At 37.6% G+C, this 19,842-nt stretch carries 18 protein-coding genes, 1 pseudogene and 2 riboswitches; of the genes and pseudogenes, 15 read left to right on the top strand and 4 right to left on the bottom strand.

What is annotated here, in order from left to right; translation table 11 throughout:
* Nucleotides 1-717: 717 nt before the first annotated feature.
* The 4 genes and pseudogenes from J7E67_RS13710 to J7E67_RS13695 form a co-directional block, all read right to left on the bottom strand.
* A complete protein-coding gene (locus J7E67_RS13710) occupies nucleotides 718-1,191 on the bottom strand; it encodes a hypothetical protein (protein WP_214713404.1) in 474 nt (157 codons plus the stop codon).
* Nucleotides 1,192-1,468: 277 nt separating this feature from the next.
* Nucleotides 1,469-2,188 (bottom strand): amidohydrolase family protein, encoded by a 720-nt coding sequence (locus J7E67_RS13705; RefSeq protein ID WP_308161399.1) that lies wholly within the window; start codon nucleotides 2,186-2,188, stop codon nucleotides 1,469-1,471.
* Nucleotides 2,166-2,525 (bottom strand): annotated as a pseudogene (locus J7E67_RS13700) (amidohydrolase family protein); the annotation flags it as partial. The gene J7E67_RS13705 and the pseudogene J7E67_RS13700, both read right to left, overlap by 23 nt.
* A 20-nt stretch (nucleotides 2,526-2,545) precedes the next feature.
* Nucleotides 2,546-2,953 carry a hypothetical protein gene (locus J7E67_RS13695; RefSeq protein WP_214713405.1) on the bottom strand — a complete coding sequence of 136 codons (408 nt, stop codon included), beginning with the start codon at nucleotides 2,951-2,953 and terminating at the stop codon, nucleotides 2,546-2,548.
* 458 nt (nucleotides 2,954-3,411) lie between these two features.
* On the opposite strand from J7E67_RS13695, the gene J7E67_RS13690 reads away from it, so the two are divergent.
* The 15 genes from J7E67_RS13690 (at nucleotide 3,412) to gcvT (ending at nucleotide 19,726) form a co-directional block, all read left to right on the top strand.
* Nucleotides 3,412-4,152: a GntR family transcriptional regulator gene (locus tag J7E67_RS13690; protein ID WP_214713406.1), complete on the top strand. Its 741-nt coding sequence runs from the start codon at nucleotides 3,412-3,414 to the stop codon at nucleotides 4,150-4,152.
* 304 nt (nucleotides 4,153-4,456) lie between these two features.
* Nucleotides 4,457-5,176, top strand: a complete 720-nt coding sequence (gene deoD, locus J7E67_RS13685) for a purine-nucleoside phosphorylase (protein ID WP_214732086.1) — start codon at nucleotides 4,457-4,459, stop codon at nucleotides 5,174-5,176.
* Nucleotides 5,177-5,269: 93 nt separating this feature from the next.
* Nucleotides 5,270-6,670, top strand: coding sequence for an MFS transporter (locus tag J7E67_RS13680; RefSeq protein ID WP_214713407.1), 1,401 nt, complete (start codon nucleotides 5,270-5,272; stop codon nucleotides 6,668-6,670).
* A gap of 17 nt (nucleotides 6,671-6,687) precedes the next feature.
* Nucleotides 6,688-7,008 carry a hypothetical protein gene (locus tag J7E67_RS13675; RefSeq protein WP_214713408.1) on the top strand — a complete coding sequence of 107 codons (321 nt, stop codon included), beginning with the start codon at nucleotides 6,688-6,690 and terminating at the stop codon, nucleotides 7,006-7,008.
* A 325-nt stretch (nucleotides 7,009-7,333) separates the two neighbouring features.
* Nucleotides 7,334-7,831 (top strand): TRAP transporter small permease, encoded by a 498-nt coding sequence (locus J7E67_RS13670; protein WP_214713409.1) that lies wholly within the window; start codon nucleotides 7,334-7,336, stop codon nucleotides 7,829-7,831.
* A gap of 1 nt (nucleotide 7,832) precedes the next feature.
* Nucleotides 7,833-9,128: a TRAP transporter large permease gene (locus tag J7E67_RS13665; protein WP_168244361.1), complete on the top strand. Its 1,296-nt coding sequence runs from the start codon at nucleotides 7,833-7,835 to the stop codon at nucleotides 9,126-9,128.
* Between the two features lie 54 nt (nucleotides 9,129-9,182).
* Nucleotides 9,183-10,208 carry a TRAP transporter substrate-binding protein gene (locus J7E67_RS13660; RefSeq protein WP_214713410.1) on the top strand — a complete coding sequence of 342 codons (1,026 nt, stop codon included), beginning with the start codon at nucleotides 9,183-9,185 and terminating at the stop codon, nucleotides 10,206-10,208.
* A 99-nt stretch (nucleotides 10,209-10,307) separates the two neighbouring features.
* Complete coding sequence (locus J7E67_RS13655) at nucleotides 10,308-12,146, top strand: sensor histidine kinase (RefSeq protein WP_214713411.1); 1,839 nt, start codon at nucleotides 10,308-10,310, stop codon at nucleotides 12,144-12,146.
* The gene (locus J7E67_RS13650; RefSeq protein WP_214713412.1) at nucleotides 12,143-12,910 is read left to right on the top strand and encodes a response regulator transcription factor; all 768 of its coding nucleotides are present in this window, start codon (nucleotides 12,143-12,145) and stop codon (nucleotides 12,908-12,910) included. Before J7E67_RS13655 ends, J7E67_RS13650 begins: the two co-directional genes overlap by 4 nt.
* 122 nt (nucleotides 12,911-13,032) lie before the next feature.
* Nucleotides 13,033-13,539, top strand: a complete 507-nt coding sequence (locus J7E67_RS31840; protein WP_214732085.1) for a glycoside hydrolase family 3 C-terminal domain-containing protein — start codon at nucleotides 13,033-13,035, stop codon at nucleotides 13,537-13,539.
* A gap of 159 nt (nucleotides 13,540-13,698) precedes the next feature.
* Nucleotides 13,699-13,798: riboswitch (glycine riboswitch) on the top strand.
* A gap of 277 nt (nucleotides 13,799-14,075) precedes the next feature.
* Complete coding sequence (locus tag J7E67_RS13640) at nucleotides 14,076-15,482, top strand: amino acid permease (RefSeq protein WP_214713415.1); 1,407 nt, start codon at nucleotides 14,076-14,078, stop codon at nucleotides 15,480-15,482.
* A 112-nt stretch (nucleotides 15,483-15,594) separates the two neighbouring features.
* Nucleotides 15,595-15,697, top strand: a riboswitch (glycine riboswitch).
* Between the two features lie 241 nt (nucleotides 15,698-15,938).
* A complete protein-coding gene (glyA, locus tag J7E67_RS13635) occupies nucleotides 15,939-17,189 on the top strand; it encodes a serine hydroxymethyltransferase (RefSeq protein ID WP_214732082.1) in 1,251 nt (416 codons plus the stop codon).
* 15 nt (nucleotides 17,190-17,204) lie between these two features.
* A complete protein-coding gene (locus J7E67_RS13630) occupies nucleotides 17,205-17,717 on the top strand; it encodes a serine dehydratase beta chain (RefSeq protein ID WP_214713417.1) in 513 nt (170 codons plus the stop codon).
* The gene (gene sdaAA / locus J7E67_RS13625) at nucleotides 17,717-18,598 is read left to right on the top strand and encodes an L-serine ammonia-lyase, iron-sulfur-dependent, subunit alpha (protein ID WP_098934092.1); all 882 of its coding nucleotides are present in this window, start codon (nucleotides 17,717-17,719) and stop codon (nucleotides 18,596-18,598) included. Before J7E67_RS13630 ends, sdaAA begins: the two co-directional genes overlap by 1 nt.
* Before the next feature lie 15 nt (nucleotides 18,599-18,613).
* A complete protein-coding gene (gene gcvT, locus J7E67_RS13620) occupies nucleotides 18,614-19,726 on the top strand; it encodes a glycine cleavage system aminomethyltransferase GcvT (RefSeq protein WP_214713418.1) in 1,113 nt (370 codons plus the stop codon).
* Nucleotides 19,727-19,842: the final 116 nt, after the last annotated feature.

Genomic DNA, 19,842 nt, shown 5'->3' with positions numbered 1-19,842 from the left:
ACAAAAAACGGTTCAATTCTTTAAAATGAGAATTGAACCGCTTTTTTACTTTATGTAAATTGTCGTGTATCAAAAGGTATATTATGAATCGTTTAATTAGATTATTTGACTTTGAAGTTAAGTTTAGCAAAGATGTCGCTCGCTATATTAAGGAAGAAGAGTAACGACACTTGGGCAGGCTGCAAACAACAATTGAGAAAATAAAGATCAAAAAATAGTCCCTCGGATTATTTGGAGTGCTGATACCTTTGCTTTATTAACTCATAGAAAAGACCAGTTACAGTTTGAATCACTAAAAATACAGGGAAAGAGTAAGAAAGTTTATAACCTTTCTGTAAATGAATGATTTCCAGCCGAGTAAATATCCACTGTGCTCCAATACCTAAGAGGGTCCACACCACAATATAACAAATAAATGTTTTTTTAGAAACTTTGAATGATTCATATAGATAAATAAAGATATAACCAAAAGTGCAAATAAGAAATAATAGACAAGATCAAATAATTCGTAGTGATTTGAATCGTTCACTCTGTAAAAATCCGCCAATCCCCCGCCGAGTGTAAAATCAAATAAGATTCCAATCGTAAAACCCCATACTAAACTTACTAGTGCGGTATCACGAGGGAGTTTTTTAGGCAAAAGCCATATAGCCAAAAATGCTATTCCATTCATAACTAGTAAAGATATTTCGTTTATGTCAAAGGTATCCCATAATATCAAGAGTATTTCACCTCGTTATTTGTGAATCTTTGGAAAAATTTATGGAAGTAATAGGTAAGTCCATGGAGAACCAGAATATATAAAATATCATAACCCATGTTCCATCTGGAATAATTTGAAATATTAAAGTGCCTGGACAAAATGGATAATAATAGCCATGTAGCGATTGAACCTAGTACGACCATGGAAGACTTCATGATGTTTTTTGAGCTATAAAACAAATTTAATTGTGTCACTAAAATCATTGGAATAATGATACTTCGATACAGTATAAAAGCTGTATAGCTGATTGGCTCATTTGTTCTTTCAATAAATTTCAGTTCTTCATAAATGATCCACGTCCAATTAATATTAATAATAAGCATGACCAGATAGATAAATGTATTTTCCAGGAGAGGAAGCTTTCTCTCGATAACTGAAAATACCGCTAAAATGAGCCATGCTGCAAAGAAAAATACTGCAAATCCCAAATTTACCACCCTTATCTTATTTTTTTATTATTTGTTTTGATATAAAAAATATTCTATAACCAATGTAGTACATTAGTTTATTAAGTTTGATGGTAATAGGAAAGTAGTAAAATGTTAGTTTTGTAGAAATCGTTCCTCTAGGAGGATTAACCTGTGATATAGATATGTAAAATGTGTGCATCAAAAGGTATATCGGAGGCATAATGTGAATCGTTTAATTAGATTATAAAGGATTATTAATATAGTACAGGCATTTCTAGGAATAAGGTCGAAAGAATTAGCTGAAAACTGTAAAACATCGGAGAGAAATGGCTATTTTCTCTACTTCTGCTACTTGTTTATAGATTCCTTCCATATCCTTCAGATCTTTCTTGTAATCATAGGTCTTAAGCTTTTTGTTTTCTACAATCAATTTCCCATTGACTATCACATCGATTACATTTTGCGGTCCTGCTGCATACGCTAACGTTGCGTACGGATCAAAGGTTGGAAAGGTATTAGGCGCATGAGTGTCTACAATAATAATATCTGCATATTTCCCAACTTCTAGTGAGCCGATTTTTTTATCCAGCCCTAGAGCTTTTGCTCCACCAATTGTGGCAAGTTCGACAACCTTACTTGGCGGCATCACGCTTTGATCTTTGTTGACCAATTTGTGAATTCTTGCCGCATATCCGGCTGTTCCGAATACATCCATGGTGTTCGAGCTCATTGGCCCATCTGTACCCAACCCCATTTTAATCCCTGCTTTATCAATCTTAATAGCTGGTGCCACACCAGTTGCCCCTTTTGTATTCGCTATTGGATTATGGGCAATTGTGGCTCCTCTTTCTTTAATGATGTTAATGTCTTCATCATCAATATGGATGGCATGTGCAAGCATTGTATTTTCATCTAATATTCCTAAAGAATCCAAGTATTTTATGACGGAAGGATACTTCTGACCAAACTTGGTTGCTACTCTTTGTGCTTCATCAGCAAACTCTGCCGCATGAATCGCAAATGGTACCTGATATTTTTTGGCTAAATCTATTCGATGCCTTAATCATCTCAGGGCTAACTGTGTAGGGAGCATGGGCCACCACAGATGGGGTAATTAGTTCATGATTCTTATATTGTTTAATAAAGTCCTCTGCATATTTTAATCCGCCATAGGGTTCAGGAGCATCGACTGTTGGAAAACTAATAACCGTTTCTCCAAGAACTCCTCTAATGCCAATCTTTTCTGTCGCTTTTGCTACTTCATCTTCGTGGTAATACATATCTGCATATGTCGTAACTCCGCCCATTGCCATTTCTATGACGCCATGAATGGATGCTTTATAAATAAGGTCCCTTGAAAGTAATTTTCCTTCTAGTGGAAAAACACATCAAATAACCGATTGCCTACTCCTTCTTCACCAATACTTCTAAACGCAACCATTGGAACATGATTATGAGTATTAATCATTCCCGGCATCACAATATTACCATTGGCATTAATGACTTTAGAGGCTTTATATTGTTTTTCCAAATTTTCATCGCCAATTGCAATGATTTTCTTATCCTTTATTACAATTGTCCCTTTAACAAAGGCATCCTTTTTCGCATTCATCGTTAAGATGTGCCCATTCTTAATCACAATATCTGCCATTTGATTATTCCCTGGGATTCTCGCGGCTTCCACACTCATCGCTTTCGTATTAGGATGAAAGGCTCCTATTAAAATAGATGCTGTAACCAAAACGACCATCGACAATTTATAAAGTATTCTGAGTGTCATTTCTTTCCTCCTATAAATGTACCTTAATAACCTTCTGACTATAATAAATTACCAATCATCAACCAAAATAATTATTCTTTAATATGATTTAGAAAAATATTAATAATCCTTTTTATAAGAAGGGGATGAAATATTCCGTAATGGTATTCAAATCGTATGGTTTGTGGCCCATAATGTAAATGGCGGAACTATGGACGCCTATAGTTGGTTACAAGGAGAAGACTCAAGCTGAATAAAGTCAGAAACAAAGCTAATGTGAATTATATGAAACGGAGGATCGTATTAGGAAAAGAAAAGGAACGCACCTATTTTTCATTATTAAATTAGGACTATTTTATGAATTGTATTAATTTCAATAGCAAAGTACGCTACAATAGAGAAAACAAAAAGCAAAGTGAGATAAGCAACCCTAAAAGTAAGCTTACAAATATTATTGAAATAAATAGGTGTGTATTAATATGAACAATAAACTGAATGAGCCCACTAAAAATAAACAACCCTTATTCGTTACAGTCTATGACCGACTGTACAAACAGATTATGGATGGAACTTTTCCGCCTGATAGCCGACTGCCCACAGAACCAGAATTAGCAAAAGTATTTGGGGTTAGTAGAATGACATTAAGGCAAGCTTTGTCCCTTTTGCAAGAAGATGGACTGGTGAAGAACATCCATGGAAAAGGTAATTTTATTACGAAAGTTCATCATAATGAAAACAAAATTGGATTGGAGAAATTGGGGAATCCCTTATATATTTGCTTTCCGGAAAAAGTGGATGATGTCGAGCTTAGTTTAAGGATGGAATTAGTCACAGACTATGCAGTGCAGGTATTGAACCGTCCGCTGACTGCGGTTGTTGCAGTGGACCGCTGGTATAAGAGCGGCAATAAGGTAGCAGCCTATGCTTTTACCATAATGTCTATTGAAGCAGTTTCGGAGTTAGAGTTGGACTTACAGAATGAGAAACAATTATTAGAAATGTTAGATACAGAAGTATATGAACTAGCCAATTCCTCTACAATCGAAATAAAACGTTCTCATTCCATAAATACTCCATCCTTAAAATATCAAATTTTTGATGGAGGGGATTGTGATTTGATTTTAGAAAGCGTCTATATCAGCGATAAATATCCAGTTGTCTATAATAAATATTATATCCCAACAGAGTTTAGTCAAATAAGGATAAATACTAAGAAATAGTGTCAGCAGTAAATATCGAGTTTACAGATCCTACCTAGCTATTTCCTTGGGAAACAAAAAAAGGCGGTGTCATTTTTATAATGACACTGCTTTTTTTGTTACAAATTGTACATATTTTTATTAAAACAGGGTTGTGGGCAAATGTTTGGTGTGATATCCTTATTATTGTTAGAAATCATACAAGTTTTTATACAACTATACAACGTTGTAAGATTTGTGATGGATCTAAATGAAAACGCAAACAAACATACTACTTTCTTGTTTTCAGATACGAGAAGGAAAACTCAAATGGAGGAGAGATATGATGAGTACTATAGAACATAAGGAAACCCCACATATAAAACCTAATGGGGTAGAAATTGCTGAAACAATCCTTTTACCAGGAGATCCCTTAAGAGCAAAGTTTATTGCAGAAACCTATTTGGATGACGTTGTTCAGTTTAATTCAGTGCGCAATATGCTTGGTTTTACCGGAACCTATAAAGGAAAGAAAGTCTCTACTATGGGAACTGGTATGGGCATGCCAAGTATGAGTCTCTACTCATGGGAATTAATAAATGTATTTGGTGTGAAAAATTTAATTCGTATTGGTACATGCGGTGCTATTCAGGACAATATGAATTTGTATGATATTGTAATGGCGATGGGTGCTTCTACAGATTCTCGTTATGTTCATCAATACAATCTGCCAGGAGAATTTTCTAATATTGCCTCGTTTACGTTATTAGAGAAGGCCAAAAAAGCAGCCGATGAAAAAAGACTACCTGTCCATGTTGGAAATGTCCTTAGTAGCGATATCTTTTATAATGCCGATGAAAGCGCAATAGAAAAGTGGCGGAAGATGGGAATTTTATGTGCTGAAATGGAGACAGCTGGTCTTTATATGAATGCAGCCTATGCTGGGGTAAACGCACTGACAATTTTAACAGTAAGTGATCATATTATTCGAGATGAACAAACGACACCAGAAGAAAGACAAAAAGCTTTTACCAATATGATGGAAATCGCCTTGGAACTAGCTTAATAAACGAAATCTTGATATATAACATGACAAATCTACTGGATATTTTCCTTCATTCATGTGACGATTTCCTGTAGCACAAAAGGAGAGAGAAAGATGGCGACAATAAGTGCAGATATAAGCGTGACTGATGCATCAGAGTATAATGTTAAAAAAGCGGTTCCTGTTATCTTACTATTATTTTTACTATGTTTGATTATAGATAATTCTTTTAAAATTATTTCTGTAGATATGGCGAAGGATTTCAATATCTCTGCAACAACAGTTAGCTGGCAAGCAACATTAGCGGGACTTGTAATTGGAATTGGAGCTGTTGTTTACGCAGCCTTGGCAGATTCCATTAGTATCAGAAAACTATTTAGCGTCGGAATTATTTTAATTTGTGTTGGTTCTGTAATGGGATATATTTTTCAACAATCGTTCATAATGGTCGTAGTATCACGAATTGTTCAAACTGCTGGCTTGGCATCTGCTGAAACATTATATGTTATATTTGTAACCAAACATCTTCCTGCAAGTGAACAAAAGAAGTTTTTAGGATTAAGTACTAGCAGCTTTGCCCTTTCACAAGTAATTGGTGCATTAACAGGCGGCTATATATCTACTTATTTCCATTGGACAACGCTATTTTTAGTTCCATTAGTCACCCTTTTCATTCTTCCTTTTATTCTAAAATATCTTCCTAAGGAAGAGGGGAAAGGCAATCATGTAGATGTGCTAGGATTATTTTTAGTTGGATCAATTGCTGCATTTCTTCTTTTATATATTACAGATTTCAATTGGATTTATCTTCTCTTATTTATTGGAGCCATTGCGCTCTTCCTAGTTTATATTAGCAAAAATACAAAAGCATTCATTGGTATTTCTTTCTTTCAAAATAAGCAGTTTCTTTCCCTGCTTGCAGTTGCTTTTGTTGTCTATTCTGTCCAATTAGCATATATTTTCTTGTTTCCATTTTTATTAGAATCGATTTATCATTTGAAACTAGATACTATTTCGCTATTATTAATTCCAGCATACGTCCTAGCAGCTATTGTTGGGGCCCTATCTGGAAAAGTAGCTAAAATTATGGGCACCAAGCAGTGTATTACGATTGCAATTATCGGAATCACAGCTAGTCTATTGTTAGGCGGATTCTTTGTAAAAAGTTCGGTAATAATATTTGTTTTATCAATTGTTGTATTCTCTAGCTCGTTTGCATTCATGTATGCACCGATGCTTGATAATTGTATTAGGACTATTTCAAAAGAAAATTCTGGAACAGCAATCGGTTTTTATAATTTGATCCTTAATGTCGCTGCTTCCATTGGAATTGCTTATACAGCAGCAATGATGGACAATTCTGCTATGAAAGTCAAACTACTGGGATACATCAACAATTCGAATGCATCCTTATATAGTAATGTCTTATTTGTATTGGCATTTTTGGCTTTTTTCAGTTTGTTTCTATACTGGGTTTTAGTGGGCAGAAAGATGAAAATGGCAGTAAGTAACTAGAAGACACAGTGCTGATCATGCCTTTATGGAGGTTTGTTTCTTGCCGTGGTTTTCTTGCCGAAGGGGAGACGGGGGTTCATCCAGTCTGGAAAGGCGCTGTAGAAACCGGTTCGGTATTAAACATGCCAATTAAAGAATTACTAAAGCTGAAAATGGACTTGGAGTCTTATATCAAAACAGTTTCGGATGAGGATATATCTAGCAGACTCCCAAAAATGCAAAAGATTAATTCTCCTGAGCTGAAGGAAGTCGCGAGTGCTCTAATAGAGAGAAAAAGGGCAGGTTATCAAGAGGGCGTAGTGAATCAACTCATTGACGATATAAAGAAGGATTATTAAAAAATGACCTTTTCCTGCTGGGAATGGGTCATTTTCTATTATCATTACACGAAACTATTTGAAATATGTCATCTTGGAACCACTTACTAGTATTGATCGAGCAAATTATTTTTACCAGTTGATGGAATACCCTTAACATGGTAAGTTTAATGCATATTTAATTCGTTTATTAAACTTACAAAAATACGTAAATAGATTCAAATAGAAAGGATTCAAAATTCCACCTAAAAAAATCACAAATTATCCTAAAAAAAGAACATTCTAAAACATTCATAAAATTCTTAAAATGAAAGACAGGAAAACGTTTTCAAATGGGGGGAATCAAATGAATGTAATCAAAAAAGTAGGCCTAGTCATCGATACCATTTTTGAAAAATTCACACTTCTATCGTTAATAGCCTTAATTTTTGTCGTCACCACTCAAGTTTTTACTAGGAAATTATTTAATTTTGTTTTCTTTTGGTCCGAAGAAGTTACTCTTTTGTTGCTAGCATGGTTTGCCTTTATGGCTATAGCGGTGGGTTTTCGAGAGTATATCCATTTAGGAATTGATTCTTTCACGAATCTATTTCCTAAAAGTTTTAATAAGGTTTTAGATAAAATCATCAGTGCTTCTATTTTTGCTTTCGGATTATACTTGGTGATCCAGGGCTGGGACTTTACGGTATTGATGATGGATTCAACCCTGCCGGCGACAAAATGGCCAAGTAGTATCACTTATGCGGTTATGCCTGTCACTGGTGTGATGATTTGTGTTTATTCGCTTTTGCAATTCTTTAACATTAACACGACTCGTCACAAAGAGATAGAGGAGGGTATGTAACTTGGACAGCAACACAATTGGGATCATTATCTTACTTTCAAGCTTTGTTATTTTAATCTTACTTCGTTTTCCCATTGCCCTTACGTTGATTGCCTCGTCATTACTGACGGTTATCTATCTAGGTATACCTCTTCCGGTAGTGGGCCAGCAAATGATTCAAGGGATGAATTCCTTTTCTTTACTTGCGATTCCGTTCTTTATTTTGACCGGACAAATTATGAGTGAGGGCGGCCTTGCGACTCGAATTGTGAATCTGGCAAGTTTAATGGTTGGTAGAATCCGCGGTGGGCTCGCCATGGTTAACAGTGTAGCTGCATTGTTCTTTGGAAATATCTCAGGTTCTGCCGTCGCCGACGTTTCTTCTGTTGGGTCTGTTATGATTCCGATGATGAAAAAGAAGGGATACGAAGCAGACTATGCAGTGGGAGTAACGATTGCATCGGCCATTCAAGGTGTGGTAGTTCCGCCGAGTCATAATCTTGTTTTATATTCCTTAGCAGCAGGTGGCGTTTCCATCGCCAGTTTATTTATGGCTGGTATTGTTCCTGGATTTATCATGTTAATTTCCTTAATGATCACGGGTTACATTATTGCTAGAAAACGAGGCTACCAAAAAGCGGACCCTGTTCCAAAGTCAGAAATTGGCGGGATCCTTCTACATGGACTTTTATCCTTAAGCCCAGCTGTCATTATTCTGGGCGGGATTATGAGTGGCTGGTTTACAGCAACGGAATCTGGGGCATTAGCTTGTTTGTATTCTTTTATTCTAGCGTTTGTTGTCTATAGGGAAGCAAAATTTTCTAATGTATGGAAAATATTAACCCGGACGATGAGAACTGTTTCGATGGTATTTTTCTTAATAGCAGCATCAGCTTCGTTTGGTTGGATATTAGCTTACCTGAAAATTCCTTCAATGGTAACGAACTTATTTTTAAGTATTTCTGATAACCCGATTATTATTCTATTGATTATTAATATTTTGTTGCTTCTCCTTGGAGCACCAATGGACATGGCACCAATGATTTTAATTATGACACCTATTCTCCTTCCAGTTGTAACCAGCTTTGGAATGGATCCGGTGCACTTCGGAATTGTCCTGATTTTAAATGCTGGGATTGGCCTATTAACGCCGCCGGTAGGAACTGTTTTGTTCGTCGGATGTGCGATAGGAAAGGTCTCGATACAACAAGGGACAAAAGCAATGATGCCATTTTTCTACGCTTTACTAGTTGTTCTGTTGGTTATTACCTATATTCCTGAGGTAGTCCTGTGGCTTCCTAATATGTTAGTCAAGTAACCGAAGGAAAGGTGAAAATAAAACAATAAAATTTTTTAAGGGAGGGTTACAAGAATGAAGAAAAAAAAGATTACAGGAATTCTTGCAGCAACGCTTTTAATGGGTAGCATCCTAGCTGCCTGTGGGAAAGAAGCAACGACGGGTACAAAAGATGGGGGTTCGAAAGCTGAGGAACCTAAATATACGTTCCGGTTGGCAGATAATCAGCCACCAGATTATCCAACTGTTGTTGGAGACAAAAAGTTTGCCGAATTGGTTGATGAAAGAACAAATGGCCGAATTAAAATTGAGGTATTTCCATCTGCCCAATTAGGGGATGAAAAATCCGTGTTGGAACAGGTTCAGCTTGGAGCCATTGAGTTCACAAGAATCAATTCCAGTCCGCTTGCCGAGTTCAATGATCAGTTCACTGCACTAGGACTCCCATATGTATTCGAAAGCGAAGAACACTTATGGAATTTTCTTAACGGTGAAATGGGTACAAAATTGTTAGATGGTTTAGAGCAGTCAAAAATGAAAGGGCTTGCTTATTATGATTCAGGGTCACGTAGTTTTTATTCTACTAAACCACTAAAAGGTGTAAAGGACTTAAAAGGGCAAAAAATCCGTGTGCAGCAGAGTAAAATCAATATTGATTTCATGGAAGCTCTTGGGGCAAGTGCGACGCCAATGCCATATGGCGAGGTATTCAGCGCCCTTCAAACAGGAATCATTGATGGTGCAGAAAATAACATCCCAAGCTTAGACTCTTCTAATCATTATCAAGAAGCGAAAAACTTTATTTTAGACCATCATCAACGGATCCCTGAAGTCCTGCTTATTAGTAAAGCAGCATGGGATAAGCTTTCAGAAAAAGACCAAAAAATTGTGAAACAAGCAGCACTTGATTCCGTTCAAGCTCAAAGAGAAGAATGGGATAAGTGGGAAGAGCGTTCTACTAAGAAACTTAAAGATGCAGGAGTTACCTTCACTGAGGTTGATGATATTACACCTTGGAAAGACGCTGTTAAATCCATGGTTGATAAATATTCAAAAGATTATAAAGAGGTAATGGATGCCATTGAAAAAGCACGTCCATAATCTATAGCTGGCAGTATGCCTAGTTGGTGAATATATCCATTTACCAGCTAGGTCTTTTCTGTTTAAAAAATCACTAATAGATTGGAATGAATAACAACAATGATGAAGTGGTGGAGAAAAATCGCAGAATTCCTTGAACGATACATCCTCTTAAAAAATCAATCACTGATGATAAAGCTCTGCATTTTCTCCAGTTTTCTGGTTATTTTTCCAGTCATTTCAGTTGGAGTTATTTCATACAATCGTTCATCGGTTGAACTTGAAAATGTACTTAGACAATCGAGCAGCCAAGTAATTGATCAAGTAGAGTCACATATCGAATATTATTTACAAGATTTTGAGATTACCAGCTTAAAAATTATCAACTCTCCTGAATTATCGAGCCTTTTGAAATTGAAAATGTCAGAAAATAGAGATAAATTTATTGAACCAACTCGTAACACCCTTAAAGAAGCAGAATACTCAAGAGCAGATATAACTAATATCACTATACTACTTAATAACAATCAGGTAATTGATACTCTTGGAAATAGAAATTTCTATCCTGCTACGAAAATGAAAGAAGAATATTGGTATTCGTCTGTCCCACTTAATGGGATGAGTATGTTAGTTATGAGAAAGTTAAAATTAGAAAATAAGGAACAGCCTGTCATTTCACTCGTAAGGAGACTATATAACCCCCAGACGCTCTTACCTGTAGGCATGCTTATTATTGATATCAATTTCAGAAGAATTGAAGAAATCTCTAACAAGGTAACTATCAGTAAAAATGGCTATTTTTCCATTCTAGATGCGAACGGGCATTATATTTACCATCCTGACTACTCAAAACTCGGGAAAAAGGTTGAATTTAAACAACTTTCAAACCTGAAAACAGAAGGAAGCAGCACGGAAATTTTAGAAAATGAACGGAGAGATTTTGTTACCTATACTTTTTCTCGGAACCTCGGCTGGAGGTTTCTATCGGCAGTCCCATACCGAGATTTGACGGGGGGAATCGTTCAAATTGAAAAAGCCATATTCTTAACCATTCTTGTCTCTTTGATCATTGCCTATTTGATCGGGTTCGGATTCGCCACAAGCATTATTCGGCCCATCCGTCGTCTGCAACATTTTATGAAGGAAGTTGAAATTGGAAAATTAGATGGCAGAGTTCGAGTGGATACAAATGATGAAATCGGACAATTGACTGCTGGTTTTAATAATACCGTTGAGAAACTATCCAACTTACTTGAAGAAGTATACGTCTCTAAGTTAAAGGAAGCAGAAATGTCACTTAAACAAAAAGAAGTCGAATTAAAAATGCTGCAATCACAAATGAATCCCCACTTTTTATACAATTCTCTTGAAACCATTAGGGGTATGGCATTGGAAGAAAATCAGGAAAATATTGCAACCATGTCTTTCTCACTTGGAAAACTACTTCGGTATAATCTTAATAATCATTCATCTACCGTGAGTTTTAGAGAAGAAATGAATTTTTGTGAAATGTATCTGCAGATTCAAAAGGTTCGCTTTGAGGACCGTTTTGAGTACATGTTTGATATTCCTCAATGGGTAATGGAGCTGAAAGTGGTAAAATTTTCACTTCAGCCATTGGTTGAGAATTGCTTTGTTCATGGTTATGGTCCTAATACTAGAAAATTAAAAATTGTGATATCAGCTTTCCGTCATTCTGAGTCTTCCGTTGTTATTCGCATTTCCGATACTGGTGAAGGAATAAAGGATCATATTTTAGAAGAAATCAAGAAAAGAATGGACTTAAAAACGGCCACTAGTGATGGGAAAAATATAGGAATCGTAAATGTTCATCAAAGAATTCATTATTTGTTTGGACCCGAGTATGGAATAACCATTCAAAGTGAACAGGGCTCAGGGACTGAGGTATTGATCCATTTACCCATACTAGATCATCATGTGGAGGAGGAGAGAGAATGAAGAAAAATATCTTGTTGGTTGATGATGAGAGATGGGTTCGAACAGCTCTTAAGTGGACGATAAACAAGTTGAAGCTTCCTTTGCAAGTGGTCCACGAATGTGAAAACGGGTTAGAAGCACTCGACTGGATTAAGCATAATGATGCAGACCTAGTGTTAACGGATATTCGAATGCCTATAATGGACGGGCTTTCGTTAGTAAAAGAATTGAGTCATTTAAAGAAGAAACAGGATGTCATTGTGATCAGTGTTCATGACGAGTTTCAATTTGTTCAACAAGCGATTCGAACCGGTGTAACCGATTACCTTCTAAAACCAGTAGAGGAAACCGAGTTAAAAGATTGTCTTGAAAAGTGGCTGGAAATGAAATCAAAAGAAGAGACAAAAAGGAATACTCCAAAAAATGAGGATGAAAATCTTCCTTCCTCAACGATTGAAAAGGTTTTGCAGTATTTAGAAAAAACAGCATTAGACCAAATTACACTGAAAGATGCGGCAGAGTCTGTCCATATGAATCCTAGTTATCTTAGTCAATTATTCAAACAACAGCTGAACAAGAAGTTTGTCGATTATATTACCGAGCTGCGAATTGAGGAAAGCAAACGTTTGTTACTGAATACAACCTTACGATTATCTGAGATTGCTGAGAGAGTGGGATACTCGGATTTAGCCTATTTTAGTAACAACTTTAAGAGGCTTACAGGCTTTTCACCATCAGAGTTTCGAAAATCAGCGCTTGAAAAGGTACCGGAAAAAACTCCATAAAGGTCGACGAGCCAAGAATCTAGTTTTTGGCTTCTTTTTTTTGATTGATTTAAGTTTGCGCTTAATTTATATCAATTTTGCGTTCTTATATGGTCTAAAGCTAGGACTTTGGCTATGGGTATATATATCTGAATTTTATAAATCTTAAAAAAACACAAATTCACCTAAAAATATTCTCTATTATTGTTTACCTTCTAAATTATAAACTTGAGGAAGCGACTCATGCGTTTGTTTGGGTCCGACCTGTTCAATCGAATTGGGATAATAATCCACGGATAACCATAGGCCCTGAAACAGGAATTACTAATGTTGATAGAATTATTGAGATTCAGAAAAAAGTTCCGACGATTACTGCGATTAACTTCACTAACCCGTGGTTGATTGATCAAATTGAGCCCCATGCTGGAGCGGTAATCAGCACGTTTGGCGTAAAGGCTGAGGCAATCGTAGACGTTATTCGTGGAAAATACAATCCGACAGGGAAACTTCCATTCACCATACCTGCTAACAAAGAAGCGGTAGACAACGAGGTTGGAGATATTCCAGGCTATGTAGAGGATCCTTCCTATGTCTATAAAAATAAAAATGGGGATTCTTACGGATTTGATTTTGGATTAACATATAAATAGGAGTTGAAGGCACATGAATACATTAAATTGTAATGGAAAAGTGTCTGTTAACAATGGTTTCTGTATTTCTATAAAATTATAATAATTAATTAAATTCAGAAAATTCATTTGACATCATTCCTTGAATAGACTAGGATTTAATTATATTCATAATTGCGGATGAGTATTGTGGGAGAGACTAAACGCATTGTTTAGCACCGAAGGAGCAAGTCCCAAAAATTGGGCTCAATCTCTCAGGTAAAAGGACCACAATAGGACGCGTCTCTGGAGAGCGCCATGTGCCACCAAAGGAGTTATACTCTCAGGTAAAAGGACAGAGGAAAATGGGGAACGCCTATTTTTCTCTGTCCTTTTTTTGTGGAGAAAAATAGTAATAAACAAAAAAAGGAGGAGGTAAACACAAAACTAATAATTGGAGAGTGCACATCATGATTGTCCTGTTGAGTATAATTTTCAGAAAAATGTAAGCGCTTATTTCTGCCGAATTGACTAATAAAATATTAAACATTCTCAAAAAGTAGAAAGAGGGAATTCATATGCAGGAACAAACATTGTCGAGAGGTTTAAAAAACAGGCACGTTCAACTTATCGCTATTGGCGGGGCTATCGGAACAGGATTATTTCTTGGAGCAGGTAGATCTATTCATTTAGCAGGTCCATCGATTTTATTTGCTTACTTGATTACAGGTGTCATTTGCTTTTTAATCATGCGTGCACTTGGAGAACTGCTTTTATCCAATTTGAAATATCATTCTTTTGTTGACTTTGTTAGAGACTATTTAGGTAATATGGCAGCATTTATTACTGGCTGGACCTACTGGTTTTGCTGGATTTCAATCGCTATGGCCGATTTAACAGCAGTTGGTCTCTATACTCAGTTTTGGTTTCCAAATGTACCACAATGGATGCCAGGATTAATTGCACTAGTCGTTTTGCTAATCATGAACCTTGCAACCGTAAAGCTTTTTGGCGAAATGGAATTCTGGTTCGCATTAATTAAAGTTATTGCGATTCTTGCATTAATTGTTATCGGGATTTTCATGATTATTAAAGGCTTTTCCACAAATTCAGGCGCATCCAGTTTCACGAATCTATGGAGTCACGGCGGCATGTTCCCAAATGGCATAAATGGCTTTATTCTCTCATTCCAGATGGTGGTGTTTGCGTTTGTTGGCATTGAACTTGTAGGACTTACTGCTGGTGAAACAGAAGACCCGGAAAAAGTTATCCCAAAAGCAATCAATAATATTCCTATTCGGGTATTAATTTTCTACATTGGCGCCCTTATTGTCATTATGAGTATTTATCCGTGGAACGCCATCAATCCAGCGAAAAGCCCATTCGTTCAAGTATTCGTGGCGGTTGGTATCGCTGCAGCTGCTGGTATCGTCAATTTTGTCGTTCTAACATCTGCAGCATCGGCATGTAACAGCGCCATTTTCAGTACAAGCCGGATGGTATACTCACTTGCCAGAGATAAAAATGCACCTGTACCATTTGCAAAACTTACTTCTCGTCAGGTACCTTCCAATGCATTGTTCTTTTCCACTGTTGTTATTTTAATTGCCATTGTGTTGAACTATGTAATGCCAGAAGGAGTATTTACGCTGATTACAAGTATTTCTACAGTATGTTTCATCTTTATTTGGGGTATTACTGTCGTCAGTCATTTGAAATACCGCAAAACCAGACCAGATCTAGCGAAAGTGAACAAATTTAAATTGCCGCTTTATCCATTTTCCAATTACTTAATCCTTGCCTTCCTAGCGTTCGTGCTTGTCGTACTTGCACTTGCGGAAGACACTCGTGTTGCCTTATTCGTAACACCTGTCTGGTTTATCATGCTGATTGCGATTTATAAGATGTTGATAAAGAAGGCGGATTATGCGGATCGGGAGAATTATGCGGATCAGGAGAATCAACAAAAAGTAGCAGAAAATTAAGTGGCAACCCAAAAAAATAACTTTTATTAATAAATAATGTTTCCGCTTTCAAAAAAGCTTGACTTAGATTGCATTTACTATTATTCTGAAAATAATAAAAATAAATAAGCGGAAGATGGTTGTGGGAGAGTGCAAGTTTACACGCCACCGAAGGAGCAAGTTCCAAAAAGACCCTTGGAACAAATCTCTCAGGTAGATGGAACCACAATTGGACGCAACTCTGGAGAGCGCAGATAAAGTATTTGCCACCAAAGGGGAAGGTTCTTAATCGAACTTAAACTCTCAGGTAAAAGGACAGAGAAGGGTAGAAGTAAGCCATGTGCTACCCTTTTCTGTCCTTTTTTGCGTGCAAAAAAGTATGTTTCGCTTCAGATTTTATCTTGAGAATGAACAGATAAAATCCGAGGTTAAACACAGATAGAGGTAGCTAAAACAACGAATCAAGGGGGAAACGGGATGAGTTTACAACAAAATGATTCAACTATTTTTGAAGCAATTCGGAAAGAGCAGCATCGTCAGCATCAAACATTGGAGTTGATCGCATCTGAAAACTTCGTAAGCCAAGATGTTTTAGAAGCAATGGGAAGTGTGATGACGAATAAATATGCAGAAGGCTATCCAGGGAAGCGTTACTATGGCGGATGTGAATTTGTCGATGTGGCAGAACAAATAGCGATTGACCGCCTAACTCAGCTGTTTGGTGCTAAATATGCCAATGTTCAGCCTCACTCAGGTGCACAAGCAAATTTTGCTGTATTTTTCGCTCTGCTTCAACCTGGTGATAAAGTGATGGGGATGAACCTCTCACATGGCGGACACTTAACGCACGGAAGTCCTGTTAGTGTTTCAGGAAAATGGTTTGAGGTAGTCTCCTATGGTGTGAGAGAAGATACTCAATTGATTGATTATGATGAACTGGAAGCGATCGCGAATAAAGAAAAACCGAAATTGATCATTGCAGGTACAAGTGCTTACACTAGAACGATTGATTTTGCACGGTTTAGACAAATTGCTGATCAAGTTGGCGCAAAATTCATGGTAGATATGGCGCATATTGCGGGACTTGTTGCAGCTGGTCTTCATCCATCGCCGGTTCCATACGCAGATGTTGTAACGAGCACTACGCATAAGACGCTCCGAGGACCGCGCGGCGGCATTATTTTAACAAATGATGAAGAGATGATAAAAGCCATTAATAAATCGGTGTTCCCAGGGATTCAAGGCGGCCCGTTAATGCATATTATTGCAGCTAAGGCGGTTGCATTCAATGAAGCATTGCAGCCAAGCTTTAAGGAATATGCGAAACAAATCATTCTAAATGCCGACACACTAGGCAAAACATTAAAAAATGAAGGTGCAGCCCTTGTTTCTGGTGGAACGGATAATCATATCGTCCTTTTAGATTTACGTCCGTGGAATTTAACTGGAAAAGAAGCAGAAAAATTATTAGAAGAAGCGGGCATTACTGTAAATAAAAATACGATTCCATTTGATCCAGAAAAGCCGTTTGTTACGAGCGGTATTCGCATGGGAACAGCGGCTTTAACGACACGAGGTATGAAACAGGATGATATGGTGAAAATCGGGAAAGTTATCGCAGCTGTTTTGAAGAGCAAAGGGGACAAAGTCGTACTTGAGAAAGCAAAAGAAACAACCAAAGCAATTTGTGGCGTCTATCCGTTATTTCAACAGGCAATCACAGTATAAGAAAGGGGTATGAGGATGGAATTTCAGAGTTGTTTTGACATTATTGGCCCGATTATGGTGGGACCGTCGAGTTCTCATACAGCAGGTGTCGTATCTATCGGGAAATTTATTTATGAACTGTTAGGAGATTGTCCACAAGAGGTCAATATTGTATTTTATGATTCCTTTGCTGAAACTTATCAAGGACATGGAACAGATAAAGCACTTCTTGGCGGATTGCTTGGGATGGATACCGATGATACACGCATTAAACATTCATTGGAGTGGGCAAAAGAGGTTGGCATGCAGTACAATTTCGAATTTGAAGATATCTGTGACTACTATGACCACCCAAATACAACAATCGTGACAGTGAAATACGAAGATCGTGTTGTAAAGGTTGGCGGTGCATCACTTGGTGGAGGCTTATCAAAAATCTTTATGATTAACGAGAAGATGGTAGATATTCGTTTAAGTGCAGGCGATGACTTTACAGTCCTTGCTAGTTCTTATCAACCAAGAGGGAAAGTACTTATGGAGGCAATTTAATGAAGATACAGTCCATGAAAGAGCTGATTGAAGCTTGTGAAAGAGAACAAAAAACCATTGGTGAAATCATGTTGATGATGGAAACAGAAAAATCAGGAAGAGACCAAGAAACCATTATTAGCATGATGGAAGAGCGATTGATCAAAATGAAAGAAGCCGTTGATAGCGGTATAAAAGATGCCTCAACCGCACCGAGTGGAATTTCTGGCGGGGATGCCGTGAAAATGTATGATTACGTACATCAAGGTAAATCTCTGTCAGGTAGTTATGTAAGCAATGCAATGAGCTTTTCATTGGCAACTTCTGAAAGCAATGCACGGATGGGGGTTATTGTAGCCACGCCAACTGCTGGGGCAGCCGGTATTTTGCCTGGTGTATTGTTTTCGCTTCATAAAAATGATGGCACACCCTATAAAGATTTAGTCATGGGGTTGTTCACAGCAAGTATGCTCGGGTTTGTCATTGCAAATCGTTCATTCATTTCGGGGGCGGCTGGAGGCTGCCAAGCAGAGGTAGGATCCGCAACAGCCATGGCCGCAGGAACAATCGTTGAGTTAAAAGGGGGCACGCCACAGCAAGCAGTGAATGCGACGGCCATTGCCATGAAGTCACTCTTGGGTTTAGTTTGTGATCCAGTAGCAGGTCTTGTTGAAGTGCCTTGCATAAAGCGAAATGTGATTGGAACCTCCATCGCATTTTCAGCGGCTGATATGTCTCTTGCTGGGATTGAAAGTCGCATTCCGTGTGATGAAGTAATTGAAGCGATGTATAGGGTTGGAAAAGATATGCCTCGGACACTTCGGGAAACAGCGCTTGGAGGTCTAGCAACGACAGAAACAGGTAAACAGGTGAAGGAACGACTATTTTGTAGGAAATCATAAGTAGGGGGTCTATCAATGGGGACAGAAATAGCATTAAAGCAAACACCACTTTTTGAAATTTATGGAAAATCAGGTGCGAAGGTCATTGATTTTGGAGGCTGGGCATTGCCAGTACAATTTTCCAGCATTTTAGATGAGCATGAGGTGGTTCGAACAAAAGCAGGTCTTTTTGATGTCTCACATATGGGTGAAGTGCTTGTTGAAGGCAAAGATGCAGAGAGTTACATTAACTACCTTGTCACTAACGATGTAACAAAGCTTAGTATCGATCAAGCACAGTACACAGCAATGTGCTATCCAGACGGCGGAACAGTCGATGATTTATTAGTGTACAAATTAGCGGATGAAAAATATTTACTCGTCATTAATGCCGGAAATATTGAGAAAGATTATGAATGGATGAAGCAGCATGTAAAAGGAGATGTGACGCTCCAAAATATTTCGAATGACATTGCACAGCTTGCCATCCAAGGTCCAAAGGCTGAAGGTATTTTACAAAAGTTAACGGAAGCAAATCTATCAGAAATTGGCCCATTTAAATTTGCTCAACATGTCAACCTGGACGGGATTACAGATGTGCTCGTATCTCGTACAGGTTATACAGGAGAAGATGGTTTTGAGCTTTATTTAGATGCTGCACAAGTCGAAGCACTTTGGGTAAAGCTTTTAGAAGTAGGAAGTGATGATGGCTTAAAACCATGTGGCCTCGGTGCACGTGACACGCTTCGTTTAGAAGCACGTCTTGCACTCTATGGTCAAGAGCTATTAAGTGATATTAGTCCCCTTGAAGCTGGAATCGGCTTTGCCGTAAAAACGAAAAAAGAAAGTGATTTTATCGGTAAATCCGCACTTTCAGCACAAAAAGAAGCCGGATTAAAACGAAAATTAGTAGGAATTGAGGTAACAGGCCGGGGGATTCCACGCCACGGTTATCAAGTAGTTTCAGAAGGTGGAGAGGCAATTGGTGTTGTTACATCAGGAACCCAATCACCATCTTTAAAGAAAAGCATAGGCCTTGCACTAATATCCGCAGAACATGCAGAAGTGGGAACACCATTAAAAGTGGTCATCCGTAATAAGCAGATTGAGGCGGTTGTTGTTAAAACACCGTTCTATAAAAAGGGTTAATAGAGTGATAGAGTTCTCTGGCTAACTTGCATAAAGATGATAGGCAGGCCGACTGTTACGTAAACTTACATGAAATCAAGACCTGAATGATCAAACTTGAATTTACAATCGGAAGG

This window comes from Bacillus sp. ISL-46, assembly GCF_018613205.1.
This window is presented reverse-complemented; position numbering and strand designations above follow the sequence as displayed.

Coding starts and splice junctions, on each gene's coding strand:
- J7E67_RS13695 (WP_214713405.1), bottom strand. CDS start 2,953: ATGACACTCAGAATACTTTATAAATTGTCGATGGTCGTTTTGGTTACA.
- J7E67_RS13690 (WP_214713406.1), top strand. CDS start 3,412: ATGAACAATAAACTGAATGAGCCCACTAAAAATAAACAACCCTTATTC.
- deoD (WP_214732086.1), top strand. CDS start 4,457: ATGAGTACTATAGAACATAAGGAAACCCCACATATAAAACCTAATGGG.
- J7E67_RS13680 (WP_214713407.1), top strand. CDS start 5,270: ATGGCGACAATAAGTGCAGATATAAGCGTGACTGATGCATCAGAGTAT.
- J7E67_RS13675 (WP_214713408.1), top strand. CDS start 6,688: ATGCCTTTATGGAGGTTTGTTTCTTGCCGTGGTTTTCTTGCCGAAGGG.
- J7E67_RS13670 (WP_214713409.1), top strand. CDS start 7,334: ATGAATGTAATCAAAAAAGTAGGCCTAGTCATCGATACCATTTTTGAA.
- J7E67_RS13660 (WP_214713410.1), top strand. CDS start 9,183: ATGAAGAAAAAAAAGATTACAGGAATTCTTGCAGCAACGCTTTTAATG.
- J7E67_RS13655 (WP_214713411.1), top strand. CDS start 10,308: ATGATGAAGTGGTGGAGAAAAATCGCAGAATTCCTTGAACGATACATC.
- J7E67_RS13650 (WP_214713412.1), top strand. CDS start 12,143: ATGAAGAAAAATATCTTGTTGGTTGATGATGAGAGATGGGTTCGAACA.
- J7E67_RS13640 (WP_214713415.1), top strand. CDS start 14,076: ATGCAGGAACAAACATTGTCGAGAGGTTTAAAAAACAGGCACGTTCAA.
- glyA (WP_214732082.1), top strand. CDS start 15,939: ATGAGTTTACAACAAAATGATTCAACTATTTTTGAAGCAATTCGGAAA.
- J7E67_RS13630 (WP_214713417.1), top strand. CDS start 17,205: ATGGAATTTCAGAGTTGTTTTGACATTATTGGCCCGATTATGGTGGGA.
- sdaAA (WP_098934092.1), top strand. CDS start 17,717: ATGAAGATACAGTCCATGAAAGAGCTGATTGAAGCTTGTGAAAGAGAA.
- gcvT (WP_214713418.1), top strand. CDS start 18,614: ATGGGGACAGAAATAGCATTAAAGCAAACACCACTTTTTGAAATTTAT.